Annotated in this window: 22 protein-coding genes; 12 read left to right on the forward strand and 10 right to left on the reverse strand. The window is 57.3% G+C overall.

The genetic code is table 11. From position 1 onward, the window contains the following. Positions 1–67 precede the first annotated feature (67 nt). From hrcA to A7976_RS08905, 7 genes are read left to right on the forward strand one after another with little or no spacing between them, the layout of a single operon-like run. Positions 68–1,087, forward strand: coding sequence for a heat-inducible transcriptional repressor HrcA (gene hrcA, locus A7976_RS08875; protein WP_205633486.1), 1,020 nt, complete (start codon positions 68–70; stop codon positions 1,085–1,087). Positions 1,088–1,099: 12 nt separating this feature from the next. Next, entirely contained in the window at positions 1,100–2,200 is a 1,101-nt protein-coding gene (gene hemH / locus A7976_RS08880; RefSeq protein WP_067110363.1) for a ferrochelatase, read from the forward strand. A gap of 52 nt (positions 2,201–2,252) precedes the next feature. Beyond that, entirely contained in the window at positions 2,253–3,221 is a 969-nt protein-coding gene (gene rfaD, locus A7976_RS08885) for an ADP-glyceromanno-heptose 6-epimerase (RefSeq protein ID WP_067110366.1), read from the forward strand. Positions 3,222–3,229: 8 nt separating this feature from the next. Further along, positions 3,230–3,793, forward strand: a complete 564-nt coding sequence (gmhA, locus tag A7976_RS08890) for a D-sedoheptulose 7-phosphate isomerase (RefSeq protein ID WP_067110368.1) — start codon at positions 3,230–3,232, stop codon at positions 3,791–3,793. Positions 3,794–3,795: 2 nt separating this feature from the next. Then, a complete protein-coding gene (gene hldE, locus A7976_RS08895; protein ID WP_067110371.1) occupies positions 3,796–5,262 on the forward strand; it encodes a bifunctional D-glycero-beta-D-manno-heptose-7-phosphate kinase/D-glycero-beta-D-manno-heptose 1-phosphate adenylyltransferase HldE in 1,467 nt (488 codons plus the stop codon). Positions 5,263–5,271: 9 nt separating this feature from the next. Then, complete coding sequence (gene waaF / locus A7976_RS08900; protein ID WP_067110374.1) at positions 5,272–6,288, forward strand: lipopolysaccharide heptosyltransferase II; 1,017 nt, start codon at positions 5,272–5,274, stop codon at positions 6,286–6,288. Continuing rightward, on the forward strand, positions 6,285–7,055 hold the full coding sequence (locus A7976_RS08905; RefSeq protein WP_067110377.1) for a lipopolysaccharide kinase InaA family protein: 771 nt from the start codon (positions 6,285–6,287) through the stop codon (positions 7,053–7,055). Before waaF ends, A7976_RS08905 begins: the two co-directional genes overlap by 4 nt. A 6-nt stretch (positions 7,056–7,061) precedes the next feature. Here the strand turns inward: A7976_RS08905 and A7976_RS08910 are convergent, their stop codons facing one another. Further along, the gene (locus A7976_RS08910; RefSeq protein ID WP_067110380.1) at positions 7,062–8,033 is read right to left on the reverse strand and encodes a glycosyltransferase family 9 protein; all 972 of its coding nucleotides are present in this window, start codon (positions 8,031–8,033) and stop codon (positions 7,062–7,064) included. Positions 8,034–8,146: 113 nt separating this feature from the next. Between A7976_RS08910 and galE the strand changes: the two genes are divergently transcribed. After that, entirely contained in the window at positions 8,147–9,154 is a 1,008-nt protein-coding gene (galE, locus tag A7976_RS08915) for a UDP-glucose 4-epimerase GalE (RefSeq protein ID WP_067110384.1), read from the forward strand. Positions 9,155–9,158: 4 nt separating this feature from the next. Here galE and A7976_RS08920 read toward each other — a convergent pair whose 3' ends face one another. The 8 genes from A7976_RS08920 to A7976_RS08955 are packed head-to-tail and all read right to left on the reverse strand — an operon-like array spanning position 9,159 to position 18,454. Then, positions 9,159–10,316, reverse strand: coding sequence for a hypothetical protein (locus A7976_RS08920; RefSeq protein ID WP_067110387.1), 1,158 nt, complete (start codon positions 10,314–10,316; stop codon positions 9,159–9,161). A 6-nt stretch (positions 10,317–10,322) separates the two neighbouring features. Further along, positions 10,323–11,570: a capsule biosynthesis protein gene (locus A7976_RS08925; protein WP_067110389.1), complete on the reverse strand. Its 1,248-nt coding sequence runs from the start codon at positions 11,568–11,570 to the stop codon at positions 10,323–10,325. After that, positions 11,567–12,697 carry a glycosyltransferase gene (locus A7976_RS08930; protein ID WP_088178408.1) on the reverse strand — a complete coding sequence of 377 codons (1,131 nt, stop codon included), beginning with the start codon at positions 12,695–12,697 and terminating at the stop codon, positions 11,567–11,569. The genes A7976_RS08925 and A7976_RS08930 overlap by 4 nt, the downstream gene beginning before the upstream one ends. Beyond that, positions 12,694–13,251 (reverse strand): hypothetical protein, encoded by a 558-nt coding sequence (locus A7976_RS08935; protein WP_067110392.1) that lies wholly within the window; start codon positions 13,249–13,251, stop codon positions 12,694–12,696. Before A7976_RS08935 ends, A7976_RS08930 begins: the two co-directional genes overlap by 4 nt. A 28-nt stretch (positions 13,252–13,279) precedes the next feature. After that, positions 13,280–15,007, reverse strand: coding sequence for a carbamoyltransferase (locus tag A7976_RS08940; RefSeq protein WP_067110395.1), 1,728 nt, complete (start codon positions 15,005–15,007; stop codon positions 13,280–13,282). A 9-nt stretch (positions 15,008–15,016) separates the two neighbouring features. Then, positions 15,017–16,489 (reverse strand): lipopolysaccharide kinase InaA family protein, encoded by a 1,473-nt coding sequence (locus A7976_RS08945; RefSeq protein ID WP_082878064.1) that lies wholly within the window; start codon positions 16,487–16,489, stop codon positions 15,017–15,019. Beyond that, positions 16,482–17,315 (reverse strand): lipopolysaccharide core heptose(I) kinase RfaP, encoded by an 834-nt coding sequence (gene rfaP / locus A7976_RS08950; protein ID WP_088178409.1) that lies wholly within the window; start codon positions 17,313–17,315, stop codon positions 16,482–16,484. Before rfaP ends, A7976_RS08945 begins: the two co-directional genes overlap by 8 nt. Then, on the reverse strand, positions 17,312–18,454 hold the full coding sequence (locus tag A7976_RS08955) for a glycosyltransferase family 4 protein (RefSeq protein WP_067110401.1): 1,143 nt from the start codon (positions 18,452–18,454) through the stop codon (positions 17,312–17,314). The genes rfaP and A7976_RS08955 overlap by 4 nt, the downstream gene beginning before the upstream one ends. A gap of 223 nt (positions 18,455–18,677) precedes the next feature. Between A7976_RS08955 and A7976_RS08960 the strand changes: the two genes are divergently transcribed. Beyond that, positions 18,678–20,000 carry a UDP-glucose/GDP-mannose dehydrogenase family protein gene (locus A7976_RS08960; RefSeq protein WP_067110404.1) on the forward strand — a complete coding sequence of 441 codons (1,323 nt, stop codon included), beginning with the start codon at positions 18,678–18,680 and terminating at the stop codon, positions 19,998–20,000. A gap of 8 nt (positions 20,001–20,008) precedes the next feature. On the opposite strand, the gene A7976_RS08965 is transcribed toward A7976_RS08960, so the two are convergent. Further along, on the reverse strand, positions 20,009–21,028 hold the full coding sequence (locus A7976_RS08965) for an NAD-dependent epimerase (protein ID WP_067110407.1): 1,020 nt from the start codon (positions 21,026–21,028) through the stop codon (positions 20,009–20,011). A 136-nt stretch (positions 21,029–21,164) separates the two neighbouring features. On the opposite strand from A7976_RS08965, the gene waaC reads away from it, so the two are divergent. From waaC to dnaK, 3 genes are all read left to right on the forward strand, one after another. After that, on the forward strand, positions 21,165–22,142 hold the full coding sequence (waaC, locus tag A7976_RS08970) for a lipopolysaccharide heptosyltransferase I (RefSeq protein ID WP_067110409.1): 978 nt from the start codon (positions 21,165–21,167) through the stop codon (positions 22,140–22,142). 406 nt (positions 22,143–22,548) lie between these two features. Next, complete coding sequence (gene grpE, locus A7976_RS08975) at positions 22,549–23,085, forward strand: nucleotide exchange factor GrpE (protein ID WP_067110411.1); 537 nt, start codon at positions 22,549–22,551, stop codon at positions 23,083–23,085. Positions 23,086–23,160: 75 nt separating this feature from the next. Next, positions 23,161–25,086 carry a molecular chaperone DnaK gene (gene dnaK / locus A7976_RS08980; RefSeq protein ID WP_067110413.1) on the forward strand — a complete coding sequence of 642 codons (1,926 nt, stop codon included), beginning with the start codon at positions 23,161–23,163 and terminating at the stop codon, positions 25,084–25,086. The last annotated feature ends 71 nt before the right edge of the window (positions 25,087–25,157 follow it).

A 25,157-nucleotide genomic window follows, 5' to 3' on the forward strand; every position in this document is an offset into this window, starting at 1 on the left:
CCGCTCCGTACTCCGTGACCACGTTCCTTTTCGCTGCTGCATTTTCAAGCCGCGCCCACTGATAGCCATGCTGGAAAAACGCGCCCAAGTTCTGCTGAAAACCCTGATCGAGCACTACATCAGCGGCGGCCAGCCGGTGGGGTCACGCACGCTGTCAAAATGCTCGGGGCTCGATCTCAGCCCCGCCAGCATCCGCAATGTAATGTCGGACCTGGAAGAGCTGGGCTTCATCACCAGCCCGCACACCTCGGCCGGACGCATTCCCACGCATCGCGGCTACCGCTTGTTCGTCGATACGCTACTCACCGTACAACCCTTGCGCCAGGATGAAATCCTGCGACTCGAACACCGCCTTTCTTCGCCCGACCCGCAGGAGCTGATTTCCTCGGCGGCCAGCGTGCTGTCCAATCTGACGCAATTCGCCGGCCTGGTGATGATCCCCAAGCGCAAAGGCATTGCCTTCCGCCAGCTTGAGTTCCTTCCGCTATCGGACAAACGCATACTGCTGATCATCGTCACGACTGACGGCAATGTGCAAAACCGTATCATTATCGCCGACCGCAATTACAGCCCTTCCGAATTGACGCAGGCGGCCAACTTCTTCAACCAGAACTACACCGGCCAGACCTTCGAGGAGGTCCAGCGCAAGCTGCACGACGAACTGCGCCAGATGCAATCGGACATGACCCGACTGATGACTGCCGCGCTCGAAGCAAGCAACAAGGCGCTGGCAGACGACCACGACGACGTCGTCATTTCCGGCGAGCGCAATCTGCTGCAGGTAGACGATCTTTCGACCAACGTCACCTCGCTGCGCAAACTGTTTGAAGTTTTCGAGCGCCGCACCACGCTGCTGCAGCTGCTGGACACCAGCCAGAAAGCGGCCGGCGTGAATATCTTCATTGGCGGCGAATCCGGCCAGGTGCCGCTGGACGAATGCAGCGTGGTCACCGCTCCTTATGAAGTCGATGGCCAAGTGGTTGGCACACTGGGCGTGATCGGTCCGACGCGCATGGCTTACGAGCGCGTGATTCCCATTGTGGACATCACCGCAAAACTGCTTTCCAACGCACTATCCAATCACTAGCTAGCAAAATCAATGGCCAAATTTCTCCCCGAACCGCCTCACCAGCACGGCTCGCCCGCGCGCATCGGCATCCTGCTGCTTAACCTCGGCACACCGGATGCGCCCACGGCCAAGGCATTACGCCCTTATCTGAAACAGTTTCTCAGCGATCCGCGCGTCGTTGAAATCCCGCGCGTCGTCTGGTGGCCCATCCTCAACGGCATCATCCTGAATACCCGCCCGGCCAAATCGGCCGAAAAGTACGCACAAATCTGGACGAACGAAGGCTCGCCGCTGCTGGTGCATACCCAGCGCCAGGCGAAAATGCTGCAAGGCTATCTAGGCACGCGCGGCGTTTCCGTCGAAGTCGAGTTCGGCATGCGCTACGGGAACCCTTCCGTCGGCTCCGCGCTGGAAAAACTGCGCGCGCGCAACTGCGACCGCATCCTGGTAATTCCGCTTTATCCGCAATACGCCGCCAGCAGTACCGCCTCGGCCCTGGATGCGGTGTGGCAGGAGTTGCAGCGCATGCGCAACATGCCGGAAATCCGCTCGGTAAGGCACTACCATGACGACCCCGGCTATATTGCATCGCTGGCCGCCAGCGTACGCGAATACTGGATGCGCCACGGTCGCCCGGACAAACTGATCATGAGCTTCCACGGCATTCCGCGCCGCTCGCTGACCTTGGGCGATCCTTATCACTGCGAATGCCAAAAGACCGGCCGCCTGCTGGCGGAAGCGCTGCATCTGGAGAAAAGCCAGTACCAGATCTGCTTCCAGTCGCGCTTCGGCCGGGCAGAATGGCTGAAACCCTACTTCGCGCCGACGCTGGAAGAACTGGGCAAGGCGCGCGTCAAGCGCGTGGACGTCATCTGCCCGGGTTTTGCCGGCGACTGCCTGGAAACGCTGGAAGAAATCGGAATGGAAGGCAAGGCCACATTCCTGGCGGCTGGCGGCAGCGAATATAACTACATCCCCGCGCTTAACGAGCGCAATGACTGGCTGCACGCGCTGAGCGACATCGCCGCACGCCATCTGCAAGGCTGGCTGGACGAAGCGCCGTCTGCCGAAAAGAAAGCCGAACTCGAACTTTCGTACCAGCGCGCGCTGGCCATGGGCGCGAAGCAATGAGCGCGTGCCATGCCTTTGCTATACTAACGTTTTGCATGAGACACTCCGCACCATGATCGTCATTACCGGCGGCGCAGGCATGATAGGCAGCATGATTGCCTGGCAACTCAACCAGGAAGGTCGCGACGACCTGCTTATCGTCGATCGCCAGAAACACTCCGACCAATGGCAAAACCTCTGCCATCGCCGCTACGAGGAATACCTCGACAAGGAAGAGCTGCTGCCCTGGCTCGAAGCCGGTGCGGAGCTGGATGCCGTGATCCACATGGGCGCCATCAGCGCCACTACCGAGCGCGACTGGAACCGTCTGCTGGAAGACAACATCCGTTATAGCCAAGGGCTGTGGCAGTGGTGCACCGACAACGGCGTGCCCTTTCTGTATGCCAGTTCTGCGGCCACCTACGGCGGTGGCGAGCAAGGCTACGACGACATGAACGTCGATAGCCTGCGCCCGCTCAATGCCTACGGTTATTCGAAGCACTTTTTCGACCAATGGGCGCAGCGTCAGGCCGATGCAGGCAACGCGCCGCCGCTGTGGGCCGGTTTCAAGTTCTTCAATGTCTACGGCCCCAATGAATATCACAAGGAACGCATGGCGAGTGTGGCTTTCCACAGCTTCAACCAATACCGCGATACCGGCACCGTAAAGCTGTTCAAGAGCGACCGCCCGAACGTGGAAGACGGCATGCAGCTACGCGACTTCGTCTATGTGAAGGACGCCGCCAGCGTGGTGACATGGTTCCTGCAAGGCCGGGGCGAGAGCGGCATCTATAATGTGGGCACCGGCCAGGCGCGCGCGTTCAAGGATCTGGCAACGGCCGTCATGACCAGCGCCGGCGGCACGCCCAACATCACCTGGATAGCCATGCCGGACGACCTCAAAGGCAAGTACCAGTACTACACTCAGGCCAGCATGGAAAAACTGCGCGCCATCGGCTATGACAAGCCCTTTCACACATTGGAAGAAGGCGTGCGCGACTACGTGCAGAATTACCTGATGCAGCCCGACCCCTATTGTTAGGAACCATCGTGAACAGCCAAGACACTATCCGCGCCCAATTGACCGAACACCAGTCGGTCATCGCACAACTCGAATCGCTGATACCCGTGATCGCACAGGCCGGAGAGCGCATGCGCCAATGTCTGAAGGACGGCGGCAAGATCCTGCTGATGGGCAACGGCGGCAGCGCGGCGGACAGCCAGCATATCGCGGCCGAAATCGTCGGGCGCTACAAGAAGGAACGCAAGGGCATGCCGTCGATTGCGCTGACGACCGACACCTCCATCCTGACCTCCGTCGGCAACGATTACGGCTTCAACTTCATCTTCTCCCGCCAGGTGGAAGCGCTGTGCTACGAGAAGGACATCGTCATTGGCCTCTCGACCTCCGGCAACAGCGCCAACGTGGTCGCCGGCATCGAGAAAGCCCGCGAAATCGGCGCCTACACCATCGGCATGACCGGCGCCAAGGGCGGAAAACTGGCTGAACTGTGCGACCTGAACCTGGCGATGCCGTCCACCGACACGCCGCGCATCCAGGAAGCACACATCATGATCGGCCACATTCTGTGCGACCTGATTGAGGCAGACTGAGCTTGCAGCACCACCTGATCGAAGTCGTAAAAAGCGGTTTCGCCGCAAAGGATGCCTGGGCGCTGGTTATCGGCGACCTGATGCTGGATCGCTATCTGTGGGGCGAGGTCGAGCGCATTTCTCCGGAAGCGCCAGTCCCCGTCGTGCTTCTCAAGAATGAAACCGAATGCGCCGGCGGCGCAGCCAACGTCGCGGCCAATCTGGCTGGGCTGGACATCGCGACGCGGTTGATCGGCTTCATTGGCGACGATGACAATGGCGTCCGCTTGCAACGCGCCATCGGCGACCTCGGCGTCAATGCCGATGGCTTGCTACGCGCCGAACGCCACCCGACCATCGCCAAGACACGCATCATCGGCGGACATCAACAGATGATGCGGCTGGATCAGGAAGATCGTGCGCAATACTCCGAAGCCGACATGCAAAACCTGCTGGCCGCCACGCACCGGCAGCTGTCGGAACGCCCGGCCGTCGTGGTGCTTTCCGATTACGCCAAAGGCGTGCTCACGCCCCGGCTTTGCCAGGCAGTGATTACCGAAGCCCGGGCGCTCGGCATCCCCGTGCTGGTTGACCCCAAAGGCCGTGATTACTCGAAATACCGCGGCGCGACCGCATTGACCCCGAACAAGCGCGAAGCCGCCGACGCTTGCGGCGTGAGCATTCATGACAACGAAGCGCTGCTGACAGCTGCAGCCACGATGCGGGAAAACCTGCAGCTCGACTTTCTTGCGCTGACACGCGGCGAAGAAGGCGTTTCGCTGATCGAACACAATCATTCCCTGCACATTCCGGCAACCGCGAAACAGGTTTTTGACGTCTCAGGCGCCGGCGATACGGTTATCTCGACACTGGCTGCCGGCCTCGTCGCAGGACTGGAACGCAAGGAAGCCCTGCATCTCGCCAATCTCGCTGCCGGTGTTGTGGTCGGGAAGGTTGGCACCGCGCCGATCAAGCTCGCCGAATTGCTGCACGAACTGACATTGGAAGATTCCACGCAACAGGCCGACAAGGTATGCGACCTCAATACCCTGTTGTTACGCGTCGCCGGCTGGCGTGCTGCCGGCCAGCGTATCGTGTTCACCAACGGTTGCTTCGACCTGCTGCACGCCGGACACGTCACCTATCTTGAAGGCGCCAGCAAGCTGGGCAATCGCCTCATCGTCGGACTGAATACCGACCGCTCGGTTTCCGCACTCAAGGGCCCTACCCGACCGGTCATCCACGAAGCCGACCGCGCGCGCGTGATGGCCGCACTGGAATCCGTGGATGCAGTCGTGCTGTTCGATGAAGATACGCCTCTGAATCTGATCCGCGCCATCAAACCCGACGTGCTGGCCAAAGGCAGCGACTACACCGAGGACCAGGTCGTCGGCGGTGAGGATGTCAAATCCTGGGGCGGGCGCGTGGCGCTGGTCGATCTCGTCCCCGGCCGCAGTACAACAAAAATCATCGGCAAGCTCGCCGGTTAAGCGATTCCAATGGCGGAACAGGTTCTGGTCATCGGCCCCTCCTGGGTGGGGGACATGATTCTCGCGCAGAATCTGTTCAAACTGCTGAAGCAGGAGCGTCCCGGCGTGCAGATCGATGTTGCCGCACCTGCCTGGACCTTGCCCTTGCTGGAACGCATGCCGGAAGTACGCAAGGGCATCCCCTTGCCCTTCCGCCATGGCAAGTTCGACCTGATTGCGCGCATCCGCATCGGTCGCGAGTTGCGCAGCAAGCATTACGACCAGGCCATTCTGCTCACCAACTCCCTGAAGTCAGCCATCCTGCCTTTCTTTGCGAATATTCCGCAACGCACCGGCTTTCTCGGTGAATTTCGTTACATTTTGCTGAACGACATCCGGCCGCTGGACAAGGCACGACTCCCGAAAACTGTAGATCGTTTTGCGGCACTGGGTTTGGGAGTCAATGATACGACTCCGGTATTGCCCGAGCCGACATTGGTCGCATCGCGCGAAAACGCTTACGCCGCACTGGATAAACTTGACCGAGCCGTACCGCAAGGCCCTGTGCTCGCCTTGTGTCCGGGCGCCGAATATGGCCCGGCGAAGCGCTGGCCGGCCGAATACTTTGCGGAAGTAGCCACATGGGCACTGGCAGAAAACTGGGAAGTCTGGCTGTTCGGCTCCGGCAAGGACGTCGAAGTCACCCAGAAAATCAACGAACTCACCGGGCATCGCTGCCTCGACCTCGGCGGCAGAACGTCGCTGGCGGAAGCCATCGATCTGATGGCGCTCAGCACGGTGGCCATCACCAACGACTCCGGCCTGATGCACGTCGCGGCGGCACTCGATCTACCGCTGATCGCGCTGTTCGGCTCCTCCGATCCGCACCACACGCCCCCGATGAGCGACCAAGCTGACATCCTTTATCTCAATCTGTCATGCAGCCCATGTTTTAAACGCGAATGTCCGCTGGGGCACTTCAAATGCATGCGCGATATGAAGCCGCAGAACGTGATAGGCCGTTTGCAGGCCTTGTCGAAGGTATGACGCACGATTACGTCAATTCCGAATGGCGCCAGACGCTGGAGGCCAACGGGATGGAAAGCTTTGAGCAGATTTGGCCGGTGGGCGGCGATGCCTGGTTCGAGCCGCCCAATCATGCGCGTGGCGGCTGGAGCGGCGTCACGCGGCAAGTGTTGATCATGCCGAACGGAGATCAGGTTGGTATTTTCGTGAAGCGACAAGAAAACCATGCCTACCGCTCCTGGCGCCATTTTTTTCGCCTGGCGGCAACGCTGGAGCGCGAACTCCGCAATTGCCGGCGCTTCTGCGAACTCGGCATCCCGTCCATGGAGCCAATCTACTATGCAGAACGCAAAGTTGACGGCAAACTGCGCGCCATCCTTATCACGCGTGAACTGGAAGGTTATCACTCTCTAGACAGCGCCGAGTACCGGCCGATCCGACAGGTGGCGCGCGCTGAACGTCAACACCTGATCGCAAGCCTCGCCGGCATTATCCGCCAGATGCATGCGCACCGTTTCCAGCACACCTGCCTGTATCCCAAGCACTTGTTTGTGAAGAAAAATCCTGACGGCTCCTTGGATGCGCGCTTTATCGATCTCGAAAAAACACGTTGGTTGCCCTTTAGGCGCCGGATCGCGACCCGCGACCTGGATTCGCTGCAGCGCCACGCGGAAGGCTGGAGTCGCACCGACTGCTTGCGGCTTTTTCTGGCTTATCGGCAGGAAAAGAAGCTCAGCCCGGCGTCGAAAAGATTGCTACGGACAATACTTGGCAAGCGCAAGCGCTAGATCGCTTCAGACAGTCGGCACATTGCGCGGATAAGCCACGATCAGCGCGAAAGCGGCATCTACCACTTCGGGCACCGTAATCTCTGCCATTTCCGTTTTCTTGATCAACGTATGCTGTGGTCTGACCGGGTACGGGCCTGTCAGCACATGATTGGTCGGACCGAACAACCCGACGATAGACACATCGGACGCGGCTGCGACATGGAACACGCCGCAATCGTGTGCGATGAACAAATCGACGCGTTGCATCAGGCTGTGCAGGTCGGCCACCGAGGTCTTGCCGACCAGGTTGATCGTTCCAGGCACTTCATGCTCGAACTGCCTGGCCAGGAAGGACTCGTTGCGCGTGCCAGTAATGATGATGCGCACCTTGGGGTTGGCCGCCATCAGTGCCTTGCTCAGCTTGATGTATTCATCCACCGGCCACAGCTTCTTGTCGTCGGCACGTTTGGAATAGAAGAATTTCCAGCCGTGTAGCTTGGTGGTGCCGCAACCGAGATGGATGGTAATCAGCAGGTTGTCCGAAGCAATGACAGCATCCTTCAGCAAAGCTGTAGCCAGATCCGGCGTTGAGTGAATGAAATAAAGTCTGTCTTCATCCGCCACCTCGCGCTGCAGTAGCCCGCCCATGAACTGCAGCAACTGCTCCGCGTGATGGCTATTGCCCGATAGATTGCCGATGGTCGTCATTTGTGTCTGCGCGTCACCCAGCTTCTTTTTTGCATTGGCGTTCAGGCAGATCACCCTGTCGTATCCTTTCGCCAGTTTGTCGAACGCACGGCTACTGTCGAGGACGAAGACTTCGCCTATGCTGGGATTCCCGTCGAATACCTCTGCGCACAATTTATTCAGCGCAACCACATCGATACGTGCTTGCGGCAAATGCTTCTTCAGAAAGCGAATCGCGGGCGTACAGAAAATGTTGTTGCCGGTACTGTTGGAAGTGAGGATCAGGATTTTTTCGGATGGCGAATTCATGGGTGAAAACATTTGATGGATAATCAGCCGCCGATTATAGCGTAAGCCTATTGGTTGACTTGCGCTCAACAGGGATAATAACAACCAACTCCATCAAAGTATTGCAAACAAACATGATCCTCGTCACCGGCGGCACAGGCTATATCGGCTCTCACACTGTAGTGGAACTGCTCTCAGCGGGCCACGAAGTCGTCATTCTCGATAATCTCTCCAACAGCCAGCGGGAAGTGTTGGACAAGATTGAGCAGATCACCGGAAAACAACCTGAATTTGTCGAAGGCGACATACGTGATAGCAGCTTGGTGAATAATTTGTTCGAACGCCACCATTTCAGTGCCGTGATCCATTTTGCTGGCCTGAAAGCCGTCGGCGAATCCGTTTCCAAACCACTGGAATACTACGAGAACAACGTCTATGGCAGCATGGTGCTATTCCGTGCCATGGCCAAGCATGGCGTCAAGCATCTGGTATTCAGCTCCTCGGCAACCGTATATGGAGATCCGGCATCCCTGCCGGTTAAAGAAGATGCACCGCTACAGGCGACCAACCCTTATGGCCGCACCAAGCTGATGATCGAAGAGATGCTTGCGGATATTGCTCTGGCCGATCCCGATTGGCACATTGCCATATTGCGTTATTTCAATCCGATAGGTGCGCACAAGAGTGGACTGATCGGCGAAGCGCCGAATGGCATTCCCAACAATCTCCTGCCTTATGTTGCGCAAGTAGCAACTGGAATATTGGAATACCTTTCCGTATTCGGCAATGATTATTCCACGCCGGACGGCACTGGCGTACGCGACTTCATTCACGTCGTCGATCTCGCGCTAGGTCACCTCAAGGCTCTGGATTTCCTCAAGCTCCACCCCGGCCTGCATGCATACAACCTTGGCACCGGCCAGGGATACAGCGTGCTGGAAATTGTCAGTGCATTCGAAAAAGCATCTGGGAAAGCGGTGTCTTATCGCATCGTCGAACGACGCCCCGGCGATATTGCAAGCTGCTATGCAAATGCCGACAAAGCCTTCACGGAACTGGGATGGAAAGCCGAGCGTGGACTCAATCAGATGTGCGCCGACGCATGGCGCTGGCAATGCCATTACAGCAGGCTGAATCGCTGAACCATTACGTCTTCGTAGGGCATCTCGCGATGAGATAACGATCCACCTGCTCACGCCTGATCTGGATGACTGTCAGCAGTATCGGAATCCAGAAGTAGGCCCAGAATGCCTTGGGCGGCCCGAGCAACCATCCGGTATTCGTCATCAAACCCCCAATACCGATCATGGACAGCAGGAACCATGGAGACTTCAACTTGACGCCGTCGCGCACGTAAAAGAAAACAAAAATTCCTATCAAGGTCAGTCCGACCAGTCCGTCGTTGTACAAAATTCCGAGCGGCAAATTATGTGTATGGGTGAACTGACCGATGAACCTGTAACCATCCTGACCACAACCGAGTACGATTCCGCAAGTATCGACCAAACGGTACCAGGCATCGGCCCAAATCTCTGGCCGGTAGCTCATGCCACGCTGGCTAAGCATCTGGTCGGCGCCGGCCAGATAGCCGATCAGAAGCACGCCCAGCAGCGCCAGAAACCCCACTGCCCACAACCTGCGCATGAGAACGTACACCGCCATGAACATGCCGAAACCCATCAATGCAGAGCGCGATTGAAACACGGATGCCGATAGCAACACCGCGATGGACAGAACGAGCAATCCGATCAGCAGATAAGGCTTGGCAAGCGCGATAAGCCGTGGCTCCATGACTGTCAGCCAGATAAAAACCATACCGCAGGTAATGAACAGCGCGGTATTGTTCGGGTCCATACGCCGACCGAAAAGATGATCGTAACGAATCCAGTTTCCCGTCTGCTGCCATATCCAGAGCCATTCGGAGGTTGCATACAACAAAGCAAAAACACCGAACCAGGCAAACACTTTATATACACGCTCCGCCCCCCATTCGCTCCGTTCGACCATCACGCAACAAGCAAGGAAAGCCACCATGAACACCCACAACCTGATTTCTGCCACCTCCCGGATATTGAGCAGTTGAATCGCGGCCAGAGGCAACAGCAACAGGCCGAATGCCTTGAAAAACGCCGGCAGGGCAGCAGGGCGCCATAGCAGCCAGGCAAGACCGGGAAGCATCAGTCCGATATAAAACACCGATTTGGGGGAGACTGGCACAAAGAAGCTGAGATTGAAAAGCAGAAATAAGCCTGCCATCAGCCGATAGGGAAGACCCACCAGATTATTGTTATTTGAGGAATTCATATACTTCTAGATGGTCGTTTCGATGCGCTCTGTATGCGCCTCGGGAGGAAGCCCTGCCAGCAACCGCTCCAGGTTATGGATGTTGTGCTGAAGCCCGTTTGTGCCCGAAGCAAGATGAAATTCTGCAAATGCCGCTGAGCGCTGCCGCGCCAAAGCATAGTCCTGCTCGAGCGACTGGATGCCTTGCTCCAAAGCCTCCATACTTGCGATCTGCCCACCAAAAAACCGGCCCTGCGAAAGAATGTCCTGCGCATCTCCGCAATTGACGAAAAGTACCGGTCGCGCCGACAGGGCCGCCTCGATCACGGCATTGGACATAATATTGATCACGATGGATGCCATGCCCAGCGCCTGCGCCAGCGTGCACTCCCGAGGCAACACACGCACATTCGGCAGGCGATGCTCGGTCTCGCCCCAGAACTCCTTGCGGCTGCGCGGGTGTGCTTTCACCAGCACTTGGTATGCGGGGTGACGTTCGGACCAGTCGCGCAAAAGCACATACGTAGCCTGATAGCCCGACACCTTCTCCTTGTCCGGACCCAGCCCGAGCACCAGCACCGTCTTGAGAGCGGGATCAGGGTCTGGTAGTGCGTAGCTCTCGTCGATCATGTGCGAGCCAGCAAGCACAGCCTCAGTATCGCCGAAACGCAGTTTGCGTGCCTGCAAGGCTTCCAGAGAGCTGCGCCCGAACAGAAAGTAATAATCATAGTCGTTCATTCCAAGACGACGCGAAGCCTCAACCGTCGTCGAATGCGCCAGTTGCACCAGCAGGCGCCCTTCTGCGTTTAGTGCAAGCCTGAGAAAAGGGGAATAAAAACTGCCGTTCCGGTCATTAAGCAATATCTTCGGCTGATACTTCGCTACCAGCCAGGTCGCGTGGGCGGCATAAACGAAATACCGCAAAGGCACAGCATATGATGGGCGCTTGAGCTGCCGGGATGCGAGCAGATCGTGCATTTCAGGCAATGCCGTCTCAATCAGTCTATGCCCGCGACTCTGCAAGGCTGCGGTGAACGACTTCTTGCGTTGCAGGAGAATGACTCGCGAAGAGGATTGCAGGAGCAGGAAATCGCAGGGTTCGGATTCAATGGATGAGGCCAAACGCCACTTTGCAATCAACCCATACCACGTCTCAATCATCGCGTCGCGTAGAAATCTCAGCGCACTTCCTGTCCAGCCATGTCCCTCGCGTAACACCTGCCAGCGATAACGGTCGAGCGCACGCGCTTTTTCAGCCCAGGAATTGCCTATCACTCTGGTTGCTCCGCCTCGATCATGCGCTGCAACGGGAAAGACCAGAATCTCCGGCGAGCAGCATCATCGGTAAAATCTCTCTTGATCCGCTCCAGCATGCGTATTTTCAGTCCATCGAAATCCGCACCATTGCGTGAAGCTGCAATGAGCACTTTCGCCAGCACATCGGCGTTACCCAGCGGAAACAGTTGGCCAACGCCTTCCGCAACTTCGCGGCCACCTCCGCAATTCGAGCAGATCAGCGGCACCCCTGCCGCCATCGCTTCCAGCAGCACCATACCGAAGGGTTCGTGATTGGAAGTAAGCGCAAAAATGTCGAATGCCCTGAAATATCGCCGCGCTTCCGGCACCTTGCCGAGAAAGCGCACACTCTGCTCGAGTCCGAGGTCGCAAGCCTGCTCTTTCAATGGCTGCTCGAGCGGGCCAGTCCCCATGATGGCAAGCAGGCTTCCCTGTGGTAGCAGTGGCAGCGCACGAGCGAACCCGCGCAACAACGTCGCTTGATCTTTGTCTGGGTGCAGGCGTCCGACGTTCCCGACGATCCAGGCGTCGTCCGGAAGCCCAAGTTGTGCCCGAGCCTCGCTACGTGAAAGCAGCCCCTGTTGGGCAGCCGCAATGTCGACCCGGTTGTATAGCGTCTCGATACGCTCCGCGGGCCAGCCTGGCAGGCGTTTTCGCATGTCATCGCGGACAGCATTCGATACACCGATCAGGAATAACCGGTTCCTGAAAAGATTGGCGAATAATCTACGGGACCGTCGTTTGTAGTCGTCGAAAGCATGATGGATACTGATGACCGGCAATCGCGTGGCGAGCAGCGCTACGTAGGTCGGCTTGGCACGGTGCGCAATACAGAAGCGCACGTCGCGCTTGGCGACGATCTGTCTGAAACGTTTAATTGCGGCCAGCTTGAGGCCATGCACCTGCTTACTGGTAAAATCAAGGAAGATCACCTCGTCCGATGCTGATCCGTGTATCACTTCGTCGCTGGACTTGCCGGTTAGGTAAACCGTTGTGACCTTGTACGGCGTGTCACGGAACAGCGCGGCATATTGCCGTGCGCAATCGAGAAAAGGCGCATCGTAGCTATGGCAGAACTGAATGACGCGCGGATCGCTCTTGTTCACAAGCGCCCCTCCCGCAAAGACCACACATCGAATAAGCGCGCTGCTTTGCTGGAAAAAGATTTCTCGCTGCACAACCGCAGGCGGGCAGTCTCTCGATACGTCCGCAGAAACAGTTCCCAACCCTCTTTTCCGAATACCAGCCGATCCGGCGCAAGACGGCACAGATGCCGGAAATTCCGCCGTGCAGTGCAGCTCAAAGCGAAAGGTTGGATGCTGAGGTCGGCGATGTCGATCAACCCCAACGAACCTTCCGGACGCAAAGTTTTGCCGGGCAAAGGCTGGTAGAGCACCGCCGAATGAATGCGATCAGAAGAATGGTACAGCTGACGGATCGTGACGGTAGGAATGCCGAGCGCCCGCAGCCGCTCGGCATTGCGACAGAAACTGCGCACATGCGAATAGAGGCGTACACTGCTGACCAGACGCTTGACTCGGAACAGTTTAAGGATGTCGCCGTTTGGCATGCACAGCACCTTGAGGCCATGCGCATCCTGCTCCAGCACCTCAGCGCCCGTTTTCAGCCGCTCGAACTCGTCCACGGTCAGGAGATCCATCCAGTCAAAAAAACGGGTTTGTGCAATCTCAGACCTTGCTGATCAGTATGTCTTCCATGATGAGATATTGCAGGTCCGAACCGAAAAACATGTTGAGTGCATCGGTCGGGGAGCAGATCATGGGTTCGCCACGGCGGTTGAGCGACGTGTTGAGCACTACGCCATTACCGGTAAGTTTTTCCAGTTCCAGCATCAGGTCGTAGTAGCGCGGGTTGTACTCGCGCTTCAATACTTGCGCGCGCGAGGTGCCGTCCTCGTGCACGACTTCCGGCACGCGAGATTTCCATTCTTCAGCCACTTCAAAGGTGAAGGTCATGAACGGCGCGGGATGGTCGGTCTGCAACATGCTCGGACCGACGGTATCCAGCATGCTGGGGCAGAAGGGACGCCAGCGTTCGCGGAACTTGATCTGCTCGTTGATGCGGTCGGCCACGCCAGGAACGCTCGGGCAGCCCACGATAGAGCGTCCGCCGAGTGCACGCGGACCGAACTCCATGCGCCCCTGGAACCAGGCGACGGGATGGCCGTCGGCCAGCAACCGGGCGATGTGCGCCGGAACATCGGCGATTTTCTGCCAATTCGGGTTTGAAGGATGTTTCGCGCAGGCCGCGATTACTTCCTCGTTGCTATAGCTGGGGCCGAGGTAGACATGCTCCATTTTCTCAACCGGCACGCCGCGCTGCACCGAGACATAGGAGGCCGCGCCCACGGCCGTGCCGGAATCGCCGGAAGCCGGCTGCACGAAGAGCTCCTTCAGTTCGGGACGCGCGATGATCTTCTGGTTCAGCTTGACGTTGAGCGCACCGCCGCCGGCGAAGGCCAGCTTGCCGGTTTCGCGCAGAATATCGCCGAGGTAGTAATCCATCATTTCCAGCGCCAACTTCTCAAACAGCGCTTGCATGCTGGCAGCGTAATGGACGTAAGGATCGTCGGCGATGTCGCCCTCGCGCATCGGCCCCAGCCACTCGATCAGCCGGGGCGAGAAATAGTAGCCCTTGCCCTTTTCCTTGTAGCGGCGGAAGCCGATCACGTTGGCGTAGTCGGTATTGATGACCAGCTCGCCGTTCTCAAATTTTGCAAGACGTGAAAAATCGTATTTCGCGGCGTCGCCATAAGGGGCCATGCCCATGACCTTGTACTCGCCATCCAGCATTTCGAACCCGAGGTATTCGGTCAGCGCGCCGTATAGCCCGCCCAGCGAATCCGGGTCGTAGAATTCCTTGATTTTGTGGATCTTGCCGTTTTCGCCGTAGCCGAAGAAGGTGGTCGCGTACTCGCCCTTGCCATCGATGCCCATGATCGCGGTTTTTTCGGTGAAGCCAGAGCAATGGTAGGCACTGGAGGCATGCGTCAGGTGATGCTCAACCGGGACGATCTCAATCTTTTTGAGATCGAAGCCGAGTTGTTGCAGACACCACTGGATGCGCTTCTTGTAGCGGTAGAAGCGGCGGTTACCGGCAAAGATCGCATCGAAGCCGCGATCCGGTGCGTACCAATAGCGGGTGGCGTAGTGCCAGCGCGCCTTGCTGCCGAACAGGGGAATGGGCGCATAGGGAATCGCGACCGCATCGACCTGCGACGGTTTGATACCTGCAAAATCCAGGCAGAACTTGGCCGATTCGTAAGGCATACGATTCTTGGCATGCTTGTCCCGAACGAAGCGTTCCTCTTCCGCAGCAGCCACCAGTTTCCCGTCGATATACAGCGCGGCGGAAGGATCGTGCGTCAATGCACCGGATAATCCCAGAATAATCATTTGTACTCGCTAGTGTCGTGTTTGGGCGATGCCGGCCATTTTCAATACCGGATCGTTTCCATACGCAGTCATCAGTGCGGATTCCAGCATCCGCAAAATATCCGGCGCATTGTGCCAGTTTTTCAGAAACCGCCGCAAATCGCGTGCATGCCGGCGGCGAAACCACAGCTCGCAGCCATGTTGTTTCATCGTGTCCAGGTCGAGCAGCAGCGGTTTTCCATCTACCAGTTTCAGATTGGTGGCCTTCATGTCGCCGTGCTCGATTTTCAATAAATAAAGCTTGTAAAGCAGCGCGGCTACATCCGCCGCAATTTCCTGTTTACGCGTATCGGGCAGGCCGGAATCGGCGAAGACCTCGGTGATATCAGGCCCTGTCACATAATCGGTCAGGCAATATCCCTGACGGCGAAACGGGCCCCACCGCCGCTCTATCAATGCCAACGGCGCCGGCGTGGCAATTTCGAAGGCACGCAACAAATGCGCGTTCGACCATGAAATGCTGGCTCGGGTTTTGCGCAATGCGCGGTTCAGGCCATGCCAAAAATTCTTGATATTGTACCGCTTGATGACGATCTGCCGCTTGCCGGCTTGCACCAGCCCAACGGTGCAGGTGTTGCCGTTCTTCAGGCGTTGGCAGTCTGGCGCATCCAGAAAGACATCCGTCGCTTCGATGACCTGCTGCAAATCGTCATCCTGCTGATTTCTGACGACGGCCAGAAACCGGTTAAAACGTTTTTCGACGCGAACCTCGCTGCAATCCCGCAGTACCTTGCTATACACATTTTTCTGCGCCAAGGTGCGTCGCAATGCTTGAACCTGGCTATGCAGCGCATCCGAAGGAAGAGCATTTTGCGACCAACCTCGTTCTTCCGTGTAAATTCGCAGCAGTTCGGGAATACGCACGTCGTCCAGCACATCGAATTTCGAGAGCAGCAAGGCCAGATTCGTCATGGCTGGCCGGCGCGGGATGGGGTGGCGATGAATGCGGATGCCGTCGCCGTCGAGGGTGTAAATGCCGGTATCGGTACACAGAAAATTACGCGGGTAAAGATCGGTTTGCACCAAGCCGGCCGCATGATGCCGCGCCAGCGTCCTCACCAATGCATCGGCAAGCAGATTGCGCTGCTGCGTACCGGCATCCTGCCACACAGCCTCCGCGTTCTGGCTTTCAGCCACATAGGCATAAATCAACGCAATCCCCGACTGACCGGCGATATTACCTTCATGCAACAACTCCGGCGCAAGCAACTGGTGCGAGATCAGCGCCCTGGCACCATTTGCGTCGCGCTCGGCATAACGCCGCGCGCCATTTCCGATGAACAGCTTGGCAAACACCGCCTGCCCTTGCCACACGCCTCGGCACACCAAGCGCCGGCCGGAAATACGACGTACGACCTCTAGGCAATGCAAGGCCGACGTCCCTTCCAGGGGAACATCGAAATTCGAACCGCCTTCGCGACTGATACGCTGCAAATCAGGCATTGCGGTCGAAGGGCGTCACCGGCCAGCGGCCATGGAGCTTGTGGTACAGCCTGCGTGCTCGACGGTCGACCTTGTCCCAGAAGACAGATTCGTTGCGAAGCATCTCGCGCAACTTGATACCGCGATACAGTCTGAGAAAACGCAAGCAATCGCGGCGCGTCAACCCGATGTCCAGCGCGGAAAAATACAGCGCGGCCATGTCCTTCATGCGTGCCGATGACGGAATAGCAGAGCGCACCTGCATGCGATGCAGGTCGATCAAATAAAGATGAATGTCGCCTGTCGCCAAGCGGTGATTGTCGAGACACAAATGACAAATATAGAAATCGCGGTGATTGAGCCCATGGTCGTGTATGCCCCGGGCGATCTCTGCTACGCGGCGCAGCAGTTTGCGTTTCAATAATAACGGCGGCGGGTTCATCGGCCAGTCGCGGCAGTAATCTTCCAGCGAAACGATATCGCCGAGGTCTTCGGTAATGATGAACGAGCGCAATCTTGCGGGGCTCAACCCGCGGCACCCATAAGCCACGGCGGGTGTAGTGGCGATGCCAAGTTCGTTCAGCCTGTGGATTGCCCGCCATTCGGTGGAGGCACTCACGATAGGCAACCGGAATGTCAGCAAATTCTTGAAAATCTCGCGCCAACCCACGCCGTCGTGCAATTTGGCGAAATAAGACTTTCCGTCAAGCTCGAAGCGCAAGGTACGGCGACCAGGCATGTCACGATATACCTGGCCTTGCAGCTGCATCACGCGTTCGAACGGCTCTCCATCGCCGATTTTCGTTGCGATTTCCTGCGGCAGGACCAATATGTTGCACCCGATCACGCAACCGACTCCTGCTTGCGCCGCGCAAAATTCTGCAGCATCACTGCTTCTGCACTGCCGTCGTTAGCCGCCATGAGGGCACGAGCATAGTGCAAACCGCGCTCGCGCCACTCCGGCTGCTGTACCGAAGTCAGCATGCTCGCCAACTGCTTATTGAAGGCTATCTGATCGAAAGGCGAATTCGCAAGTGCGCCTGCCTCTGACTGCGTGATATGAAAAGCATAGCCGCAGACATCGCTCGCCAACACTGGCAAACCCGAAGCCATGGCTTCGAGCAGTACCAGTCCGGTATTTTCTCGATAGGCGGGGTGCACCAGCAAATCGGCCGCCTGCATCAAGCGCGGCACATCGTTACGGCCGGCAACGATATGCACCTGCGCGGCAACGCCGGATCGCTCCGCCATTTTTTGGAAAAGACAGGGGTTATCCTGACCGACAGCCAGCAATCGTGTGCGAGACCTCAAATCTTGCGGTAGCGCTGCCAACGCCAGAATCGCTCGATCCAGCCCTTTGGTCTTGAATCCGGAGCCGACCAGCAGCAGCAAGCGATCATCAACTTCGAAACCGAATTCGGCACGCACCTCGGCCCGCATTAAAGTACGATCACCCAGTGCAAAACGCTCCGAAGAAATGACGGGGGGCAGCAAGTGAAAACGCGCTTCGGGCGTTGCATACCAGCGCTGGAAGACTGTCTTTTCGTTGAGCGACAGCAAAAGAATTTCGCACTTGGCCCTTGAAGAAAACACCGCTCTTTCGCATTCGGCAAAAAAACGGTAGCGACCGGTCAATCTGTAAAACCATCCGCGCTCAGCATGGGATCGCTCGATAAAACAAGGGTCGGCTGCGAAGTAAACATCCAAACCCGGCATGCGGTTAAACCCCATGACAAGATCAAAATGCGCCGCCGAGATTTCTGCCTGGGCTCGACGAATGAAGTCTTGGTAGCGACGATGATTCGTCCACCCTTGCCCCTTGACCACATGCACATGAATACCATCCGCCGATGGCGGGCCTTGCCAGGACAGGGTGTACACATGCACCTCGTGGCCTCGCTTCACGCATTCGTGGGCAATGCGCATCATGTCGCGCTGGGCGCCGCCAAACGGGAAGTATTTGAAAATAACGAAGGCGAACTTCATGGAGGTTGTGTTCTGGAAAAGGATGAATTGTATGCGAAAATACGGGCCAACCCATATGAAGCACTTAAACCCGGTAATTTAAAATCCGTTCGGACCATTCAAAAACAGACACTTATTCGGCAAACTCGAGCTCAACGGCCTCTGGCGCGGCATGCGCCAAAGTCCGGATTTCATGTCTGCCTTGCTGCATTCAATACATTATTGATCAGGAGACAAAAACATCATGAAAATAAGCGTCATCGGCACCGGCTATGTTGGCCTCGTGACCGGCACCTGTCTGGCAGAGGTTGGCAACGACGTATTATGTCTCGACCTCGACTTGCGCAAGATCGAGACTCTGAATAACGGCGGAATTCCCATCCATGAACCCGGCCTGCTTGAAATGGTGCAGCGCAACGTCGCCGCCGGTCGGTTGCGGTTTACTACCAACGTGGAAGAAAGCGTGGCCTGGGGTCAGGTGCAATTCATTGCGGTAGGTACGCCGCCGGATGAGGACGGTTCCGCCGACTTGCAATATGTCACCGCCGCCGCACGCAGCATCGCCAGGCACATGACCGAATTCAAGGCAGTGGTCGACAAGAGTACGGTGCCGGTCGGCACGGCGGACAAAGTCAAAGCCGCCATGGCGGAAGAACTGAAGGCCCGTGGATCTGACATTCCTTTTGCCGTTGCCTCCAACCCCGAGTTCCTGAAGGAAGGTGCGGCGGTCGAGGACTTCATGCGTCCGGACCGGATTATCGTGGGTGCCGAAGATGAGCGCGCGATTGCGCTTTTGCGCGAAATTTACGCCCCCTTCAACCGCAACCGCGACCGCATGGTGCTGATGGACATCCGCAGTGCCGAACTCACCAAGTACGCCGCAAACTGCATGCTGGCGACGCGCATTTCCTTCATGAACGAGCTTGCCAACCTGGCCGACAAGCTGGGTGCCGACATCGAACAGGTCCGCCTCGGCATCGGCTCCGACCCGCGCATCGGCTATCACTTTCTCTACCCCGGCTGTGGCTATGGCGGCTCCTGCTTTCCCAAGGACGTGCAGGCGCTGATCCGTACAGCCGAATCCATCGGACAACCGCTGAAAGTTCTGAATGCGGTGGAAGAAGCCAATAACATCCAGAAAGGCGTATTGCTGGAAAAAATCGCCGCGCGCTTCGGCCCGGATCTCAAGGGCAAGCATTTCGCGCTGTGGGGGCTGGCGTTCAAACCCAATACCGACGATATGCGCGAAGCATCCAGCCGCATCCTTATCCAGGGGCTGTGGGAGTTAGGCGCCACCGTCGCGGCCTATGACCCGGTCGCGATGGACGAATCCCGCCGCATTTTCGGCGACGATGCCCGCCTGCGTTACGCGGACAATCCCATGGCGGCGCTTGAGGGCGCGGATGCGCTGGCGATTGTCACCGAATGGAAGGAATTCCGCGCGCCGGACTTTGCCCGGGTCAAGGCCACGCTAAAAACGCCGGCGATCTTCGACGGGCGCAACATGTATACGCCCGACATCGTCAAATCGTACGGCCTGGAGTATTCCGCGATAGGCCGTCGCTAAAGTAAGAATCACCGGCTGGCATCGATGCTGTAAAAGGCCTGATACCAGTCGGTAAACTGCTTCAAACCGTCTTCAATGCTGGTCGCCGGCTTGAAACCGACATCGCGCATCAAGTCATCCACATCGGCATAAGTCGCCGGCACGTCACCGGGCTGCATCGGCAGAAAATTCTTGGCGGCGGTTTTCCCGAGATTGCGCTCCAGCACCTCGATCATGTGCATCAGTTTTACCGGGTTATTGTTGCCGATGTTGTAAAGCTTGTAGGGCGCCTTGCTCGATCCCGGGTCCGGCGCGCCCCCTCTCCAGCCCGGATCGCCTTGCGGCACCTTGTCCAGCGCGCGCATCACGCCTTCGACGATGTCATCTATATAAGTGAAGTCGCGCTGCATGTCACCATGGTTGAAAACATTGATGGCACGGCCTTCAAGGATATCCCGGGTAAAGGAAAAGTAAGCCATGTCCGGCCGGCCCCAAGGGCCATAAACGGTAAAGAACCGGAGCCCGGTAGTCGGTATGCCATAGAGATGGCTGTAGGTATGGGCCATCAGTTCGTTGGCCTTTTTGCTGGCGGCATACAGGCTGACCGGGTGATCGACATTGTCATGCACCGAAAACGGCATGCGCGTATTGGCGCCATACACCGAGCTGGACGAGGCATACACCAGATGCTCCACCTCATGATGGCGGCAGCCTTCCAGGATATTGACGAAGCCGAGCAGATTGGAATCGACATAGGCGTAAGGATTCTTGAGCGAATAACGCACGCCGGCCTGAGCCGCAAGATTGACGACACGCTGCGGCCTGTACTTTAAAAACACTTCCTCCATCGCCGCGCGATCATGCAGGCCGATCCGGATTTCGGTGAAGCCGGGATGATGCCTGATGCGCTCCAGCCTGGCCTCTTTCAGCCGCACGTCGTAATAATCGTTGACGTTATCGATGCCGATAATCTCATCGCCGCGCTCCAGCAAGCGAATGGCGAGCGCGTTACCGATGAATCCGGCCGTGCCGGTGACGAGCACCTTCATGAGGTTTCTCCGCTTTCAATTAAACCTAGGAGCCAATTTTCGACATATTCGGCATAGTTTGTCCAAATAGCAATGGCCTGAGCAGGCCACTCAAGAGCAAGAGACAACGCCGAATCTATGCGAAAATGCGCACGCCATGCCTAGAATCCTGCTCGTCAAAACCTCATCCATGGGCGATCTCGTGCACAACATGCCGATGATTGCCGACATCCGCGCACATTTTCCGGAGGCCGTGATTGATTGGGTCACCGAGGAAAGTTTTGTCGAGATCGCACGTATGAATACGCATATAAACCGCATCATCCCGGTCAATATGCGGCGCTGGAAGCGCAATCTCTGGCAATGGCAAACCTGGCACGACTTTTCCGCATTCAAACGCACTCTGCAATCCTTTGACTACGATGCCATTCTCGACACTCAGGGCTTGCTGAAAAGTGCGATGATCTGCCATTGGGCGAACGGCCCTTCCCACGGGCAAGACAAGCATACCGCCCGGGAAAGCATCGCCGCACGCATTTACACGCACGCTTACGATATCCCACGCGATATGCATGCAGTCGTGCGCAATCGGCTCTTGGCGGCCAAGGCGCTGAGCTATGTATTGCCTCAAACGCCTCCTGAATATAACCTGAACCCGCCCAAAGCGGTGTTGCCATTATCCTCCTCAGCCCCATATGCCATAGTGCTGCATGGCACCTCACGCGATGAGAAACTGTGGCCAGAAATGCACTGGATCGATTTTTGCAATCGTATCGCGGGTGAATATCCACCGATTCTGCTGCCGTGGGGTAACGATACCGAACGGCAGCGGGCAGAACGTATCGCATCGCAAATCCCTCACGCTATAGTGCTGCCACGTCTGAATCTTACTCAACTGGCCCAGTTGATACAGAAATCAAAGGCTGTCATTGGGCTGGACACCGGACTGATGCATCTTGGCGTGGGCTTAGGGATTCCGACTCTTGCCATTTTCTGCAACACCAATCTCTCCCAGGTCGGCCCCTACCCTCCCCAAGGCTGCCGTGTACTGGCAATAGGAGGCGACGGAATAACGCCGACTGTCCATGAGGCGCTGGCAGGTCTCCGGGCATTAGAGGCTACAAACCATGCTTAGAGCCATTGCATGGAAATTTCCTAATAATTTTTAAAGACAGCCTCATTTTTGCCGATAAATCAGGCATGAAGAGCGCAGAATCAACCATCATTCTCGAAAGTCAGTACGCCAGTGCCACCCTCGCGCAAAGCAGTGTCGGCGCATTGTATTCGGCCAACGCAAGCACCCCGTTTTCTGTTAATCGACTGGCAACCAGAATCTCGGCCAGGTTCGCAGCAGCGGCATTTACCTTTATGAGAACGGCACTGCCGGAACGCTGCAGCAAGTTGACTTAACCGTTTAACGCTCATCTCCAGAGTAAAAACGGCCTCCGACGCCCGCGTCCAAAAATTCTTCCGGCGCGGGCTTGTTTTTTCTCATGCTGCCCCCATGTTCCCCCGTATCGAAAACTATCGAGGAAATTTTCATGTCGAAAAAAGAGCAAAATCCGCAACCCGAGCAAGAGCAGCACCATGCCGATGTCGAGCATGAAATTGAAGTGATGCCCGGCTTGGAAGAGATGCTCAAGGAAGCCGAGCGCAAGGCACAGGAGCACTACGACGCCTGGATGTATGCCAAGGCCGAATCCGAAAACATTCGCCGCCGCGCCCTTGAAGATATCGACAAGGCACGCAAGTTTGCACTGGAAAAATTCTCCTCCGAATTGCTGGCGGTAAAAGATAGTCTCGAGGCCGCCCTCAATGTCGAAAGCGCCACGATCGAGAGTTACAAGAGTGGTGTCGAATTGACGCTGAAGCAGCTCTCCAGCGTATTCGAGAAATTCAATGTCGCAGAAGTACACCCAGCCGGTGAAAAATTCGATCCGCACAAGCATCAGGCCATCAGCATGGTGGAAGCCGAAGCCGAGCCGAACACCGTTGTCCAGGTGCTGCAAAAGGGCTACACCCTGCATGATCGCGTGCTTCGCCCGGCTCTGGTCATGGTAGCGAAGCCCAAGGCTTGAAATCGGCGGAACCATCCCCATTTCTGAAACATCGGTTCACCGAATTCTTGAAAATATTTATTGAGGAAAGACACAATGGGAAAAATTATCGGTATTGACCTGGGTACGACCAACTCCTGCGTCGCCGTCATGGAAGGCGGCAAGCCGCGCGTGATCGAGAACGCCGAAGGCGCTCGCACCACCCCATCCATCATCGCTTATCAGGACGACGGCGAGATCCTGGCCGGCGCACCGGCCAAACGCCAGGCCGTCACCAATCCGAAGCACACCTTGTACGCCGTCAAACGCCTGATCGGCCGCCGCTTCGAAGAAAAGGAAGTGCAGAAGGACATCGACCTGATGCCTTACACCATCGTCAAGGCCGATAACGGCGATGCCTGGGTCGAAGTCAACAGCAAGAAGATGGCCCCGCCGCAAATCTCCGCCGAAGTGCTGCGCAAGATGAAGAAGACCGCCGAGGATTACCTGGGCGAAGAAGTCACCGAAGCCGTGATTACCGTACCGGCTTACTTCAACGACTCCCAGCGCCAAGCCACCAAGGACGCCGGCCGTATCGCCGGCCTGGAAGTGAAGCGCATCATCAACGAACCGACTGCGGCCGCGCTGGCTTTCGGCATGGACAAGCAGGAAGGCGATCGCAAGATCGCGGTGTATGACCTGGGCGGCGGCACGTTCGACATCTCCATCATCGAAATCGCCGAGCTCGACGGCGAACACCAGTTCGAAGTGCTCTCCACCAACGGCGACACCTTCCTCGGCGGCGAAGACTTCGACAACCGCCTGATCGACTATCTCGCCGACGAGTTCAAGAAGGAAAACGGCCTCGACCTGCGCAACGACCTACTGGCCAAGCAGCGCCTGAAGGAAGCTGCAGAAAAGGCCAAGATCGAGCTCTCTTCCGCGCAACAGACCGAAGTCAATCTGCCCTACATCACCGCTGACGCGACCGGTCCGAAGCACCTGGTAGTCAAGATCACCCGCGCCAAGTTCGAATCGCTGGTCGAAGACCTGATCGAGCGCACCATCGCGCCGTGCCGAACCGCGATCAAGGACGCCGGCGTCAAGATCGACGACATCACCGACGTGATCCTGGTCGGCGGCCAGACCCGCATGCCCAAGGTGCAAGAGAAGGTTAAGGAAATCTTCGGCAAGGAACCGCGCAAGGACGTGAACCCGGACGAAGCCGTGGCTGTTGGCGCCGCGATCCAGGGCGGCGTGCTGCAAGGCGAAGTGAAGGACGTGCTGTTGCTGGACGTGACCCCACTTTCCCTGGGTATCGAAACCCTGGGCGGCGTGATGACCAAGCTGATCCAGAAGAACACCACGATCCCGACCAAGGCGAGCCAAGTGTTCTCGACCGCCGAGGACAACCAGTCCGCCGTGACCATCCAGGTGCTGCAGGGCGAACGTGAAATGGCTGCCGGCAACAAGAGCCTGGGCCAGTTCAACCTGTCCGACATCCCGCCTGCACCGCGCGGCATGCCGCAGATTGAAGTCACCTTCGACATCGACGCCAATGGTATCCTGCACGTCTCGGCCAAGGACAAGGCGACCGGCAAGGAAAACAAGATCACCATCAAGGCCAACTCCGGCCTGTCGGAAGAGGAAATCCAGCGCATGGAGGCCGATGCCGCCGCGCATGCCGAGGAAGACCACAAGCTGCGCGAGCTGGTTGACGCCCGCAATGCCGCCGACGGCATGGTACACAGCGTGAAGAAATCGCTGTCCGAGCACGGCGACAAGCTGGATGCCGACGAAAAGGCCAAGATCGAATCCGCGATTACCGAAGTCGAGGAAGCGCTGAAGGGCGACGACAAGGATGCCATCGAAGCCAAGACCAATGCGCTGATGGAAGCATCGCACAAGCTGGCCGAAAAGGTTTACGCGCAGCAACAACCGGAAGGCGGCACTGAATCCGCCGGCGGCGCGCAATCCGAGAAAGCCGCCGACGACAATATCGTCGATGCGGAATTCGAAGAAGTCAAAAACGACAAGCAGTAATCGACCAACCCAACGGGAGCGGGGAATGGACAGGAATCTCGCGAATCCTTCCATTCCCCGTCATGCTTAGA

The organism is Methylobacillus sp. MM3 (assembly GCF_001645185.1).
GTDB lineage: Bacteria > Pseudomonadota > Gammaproteobacteria > Burkholderiales > Methylophilaceae > MM2.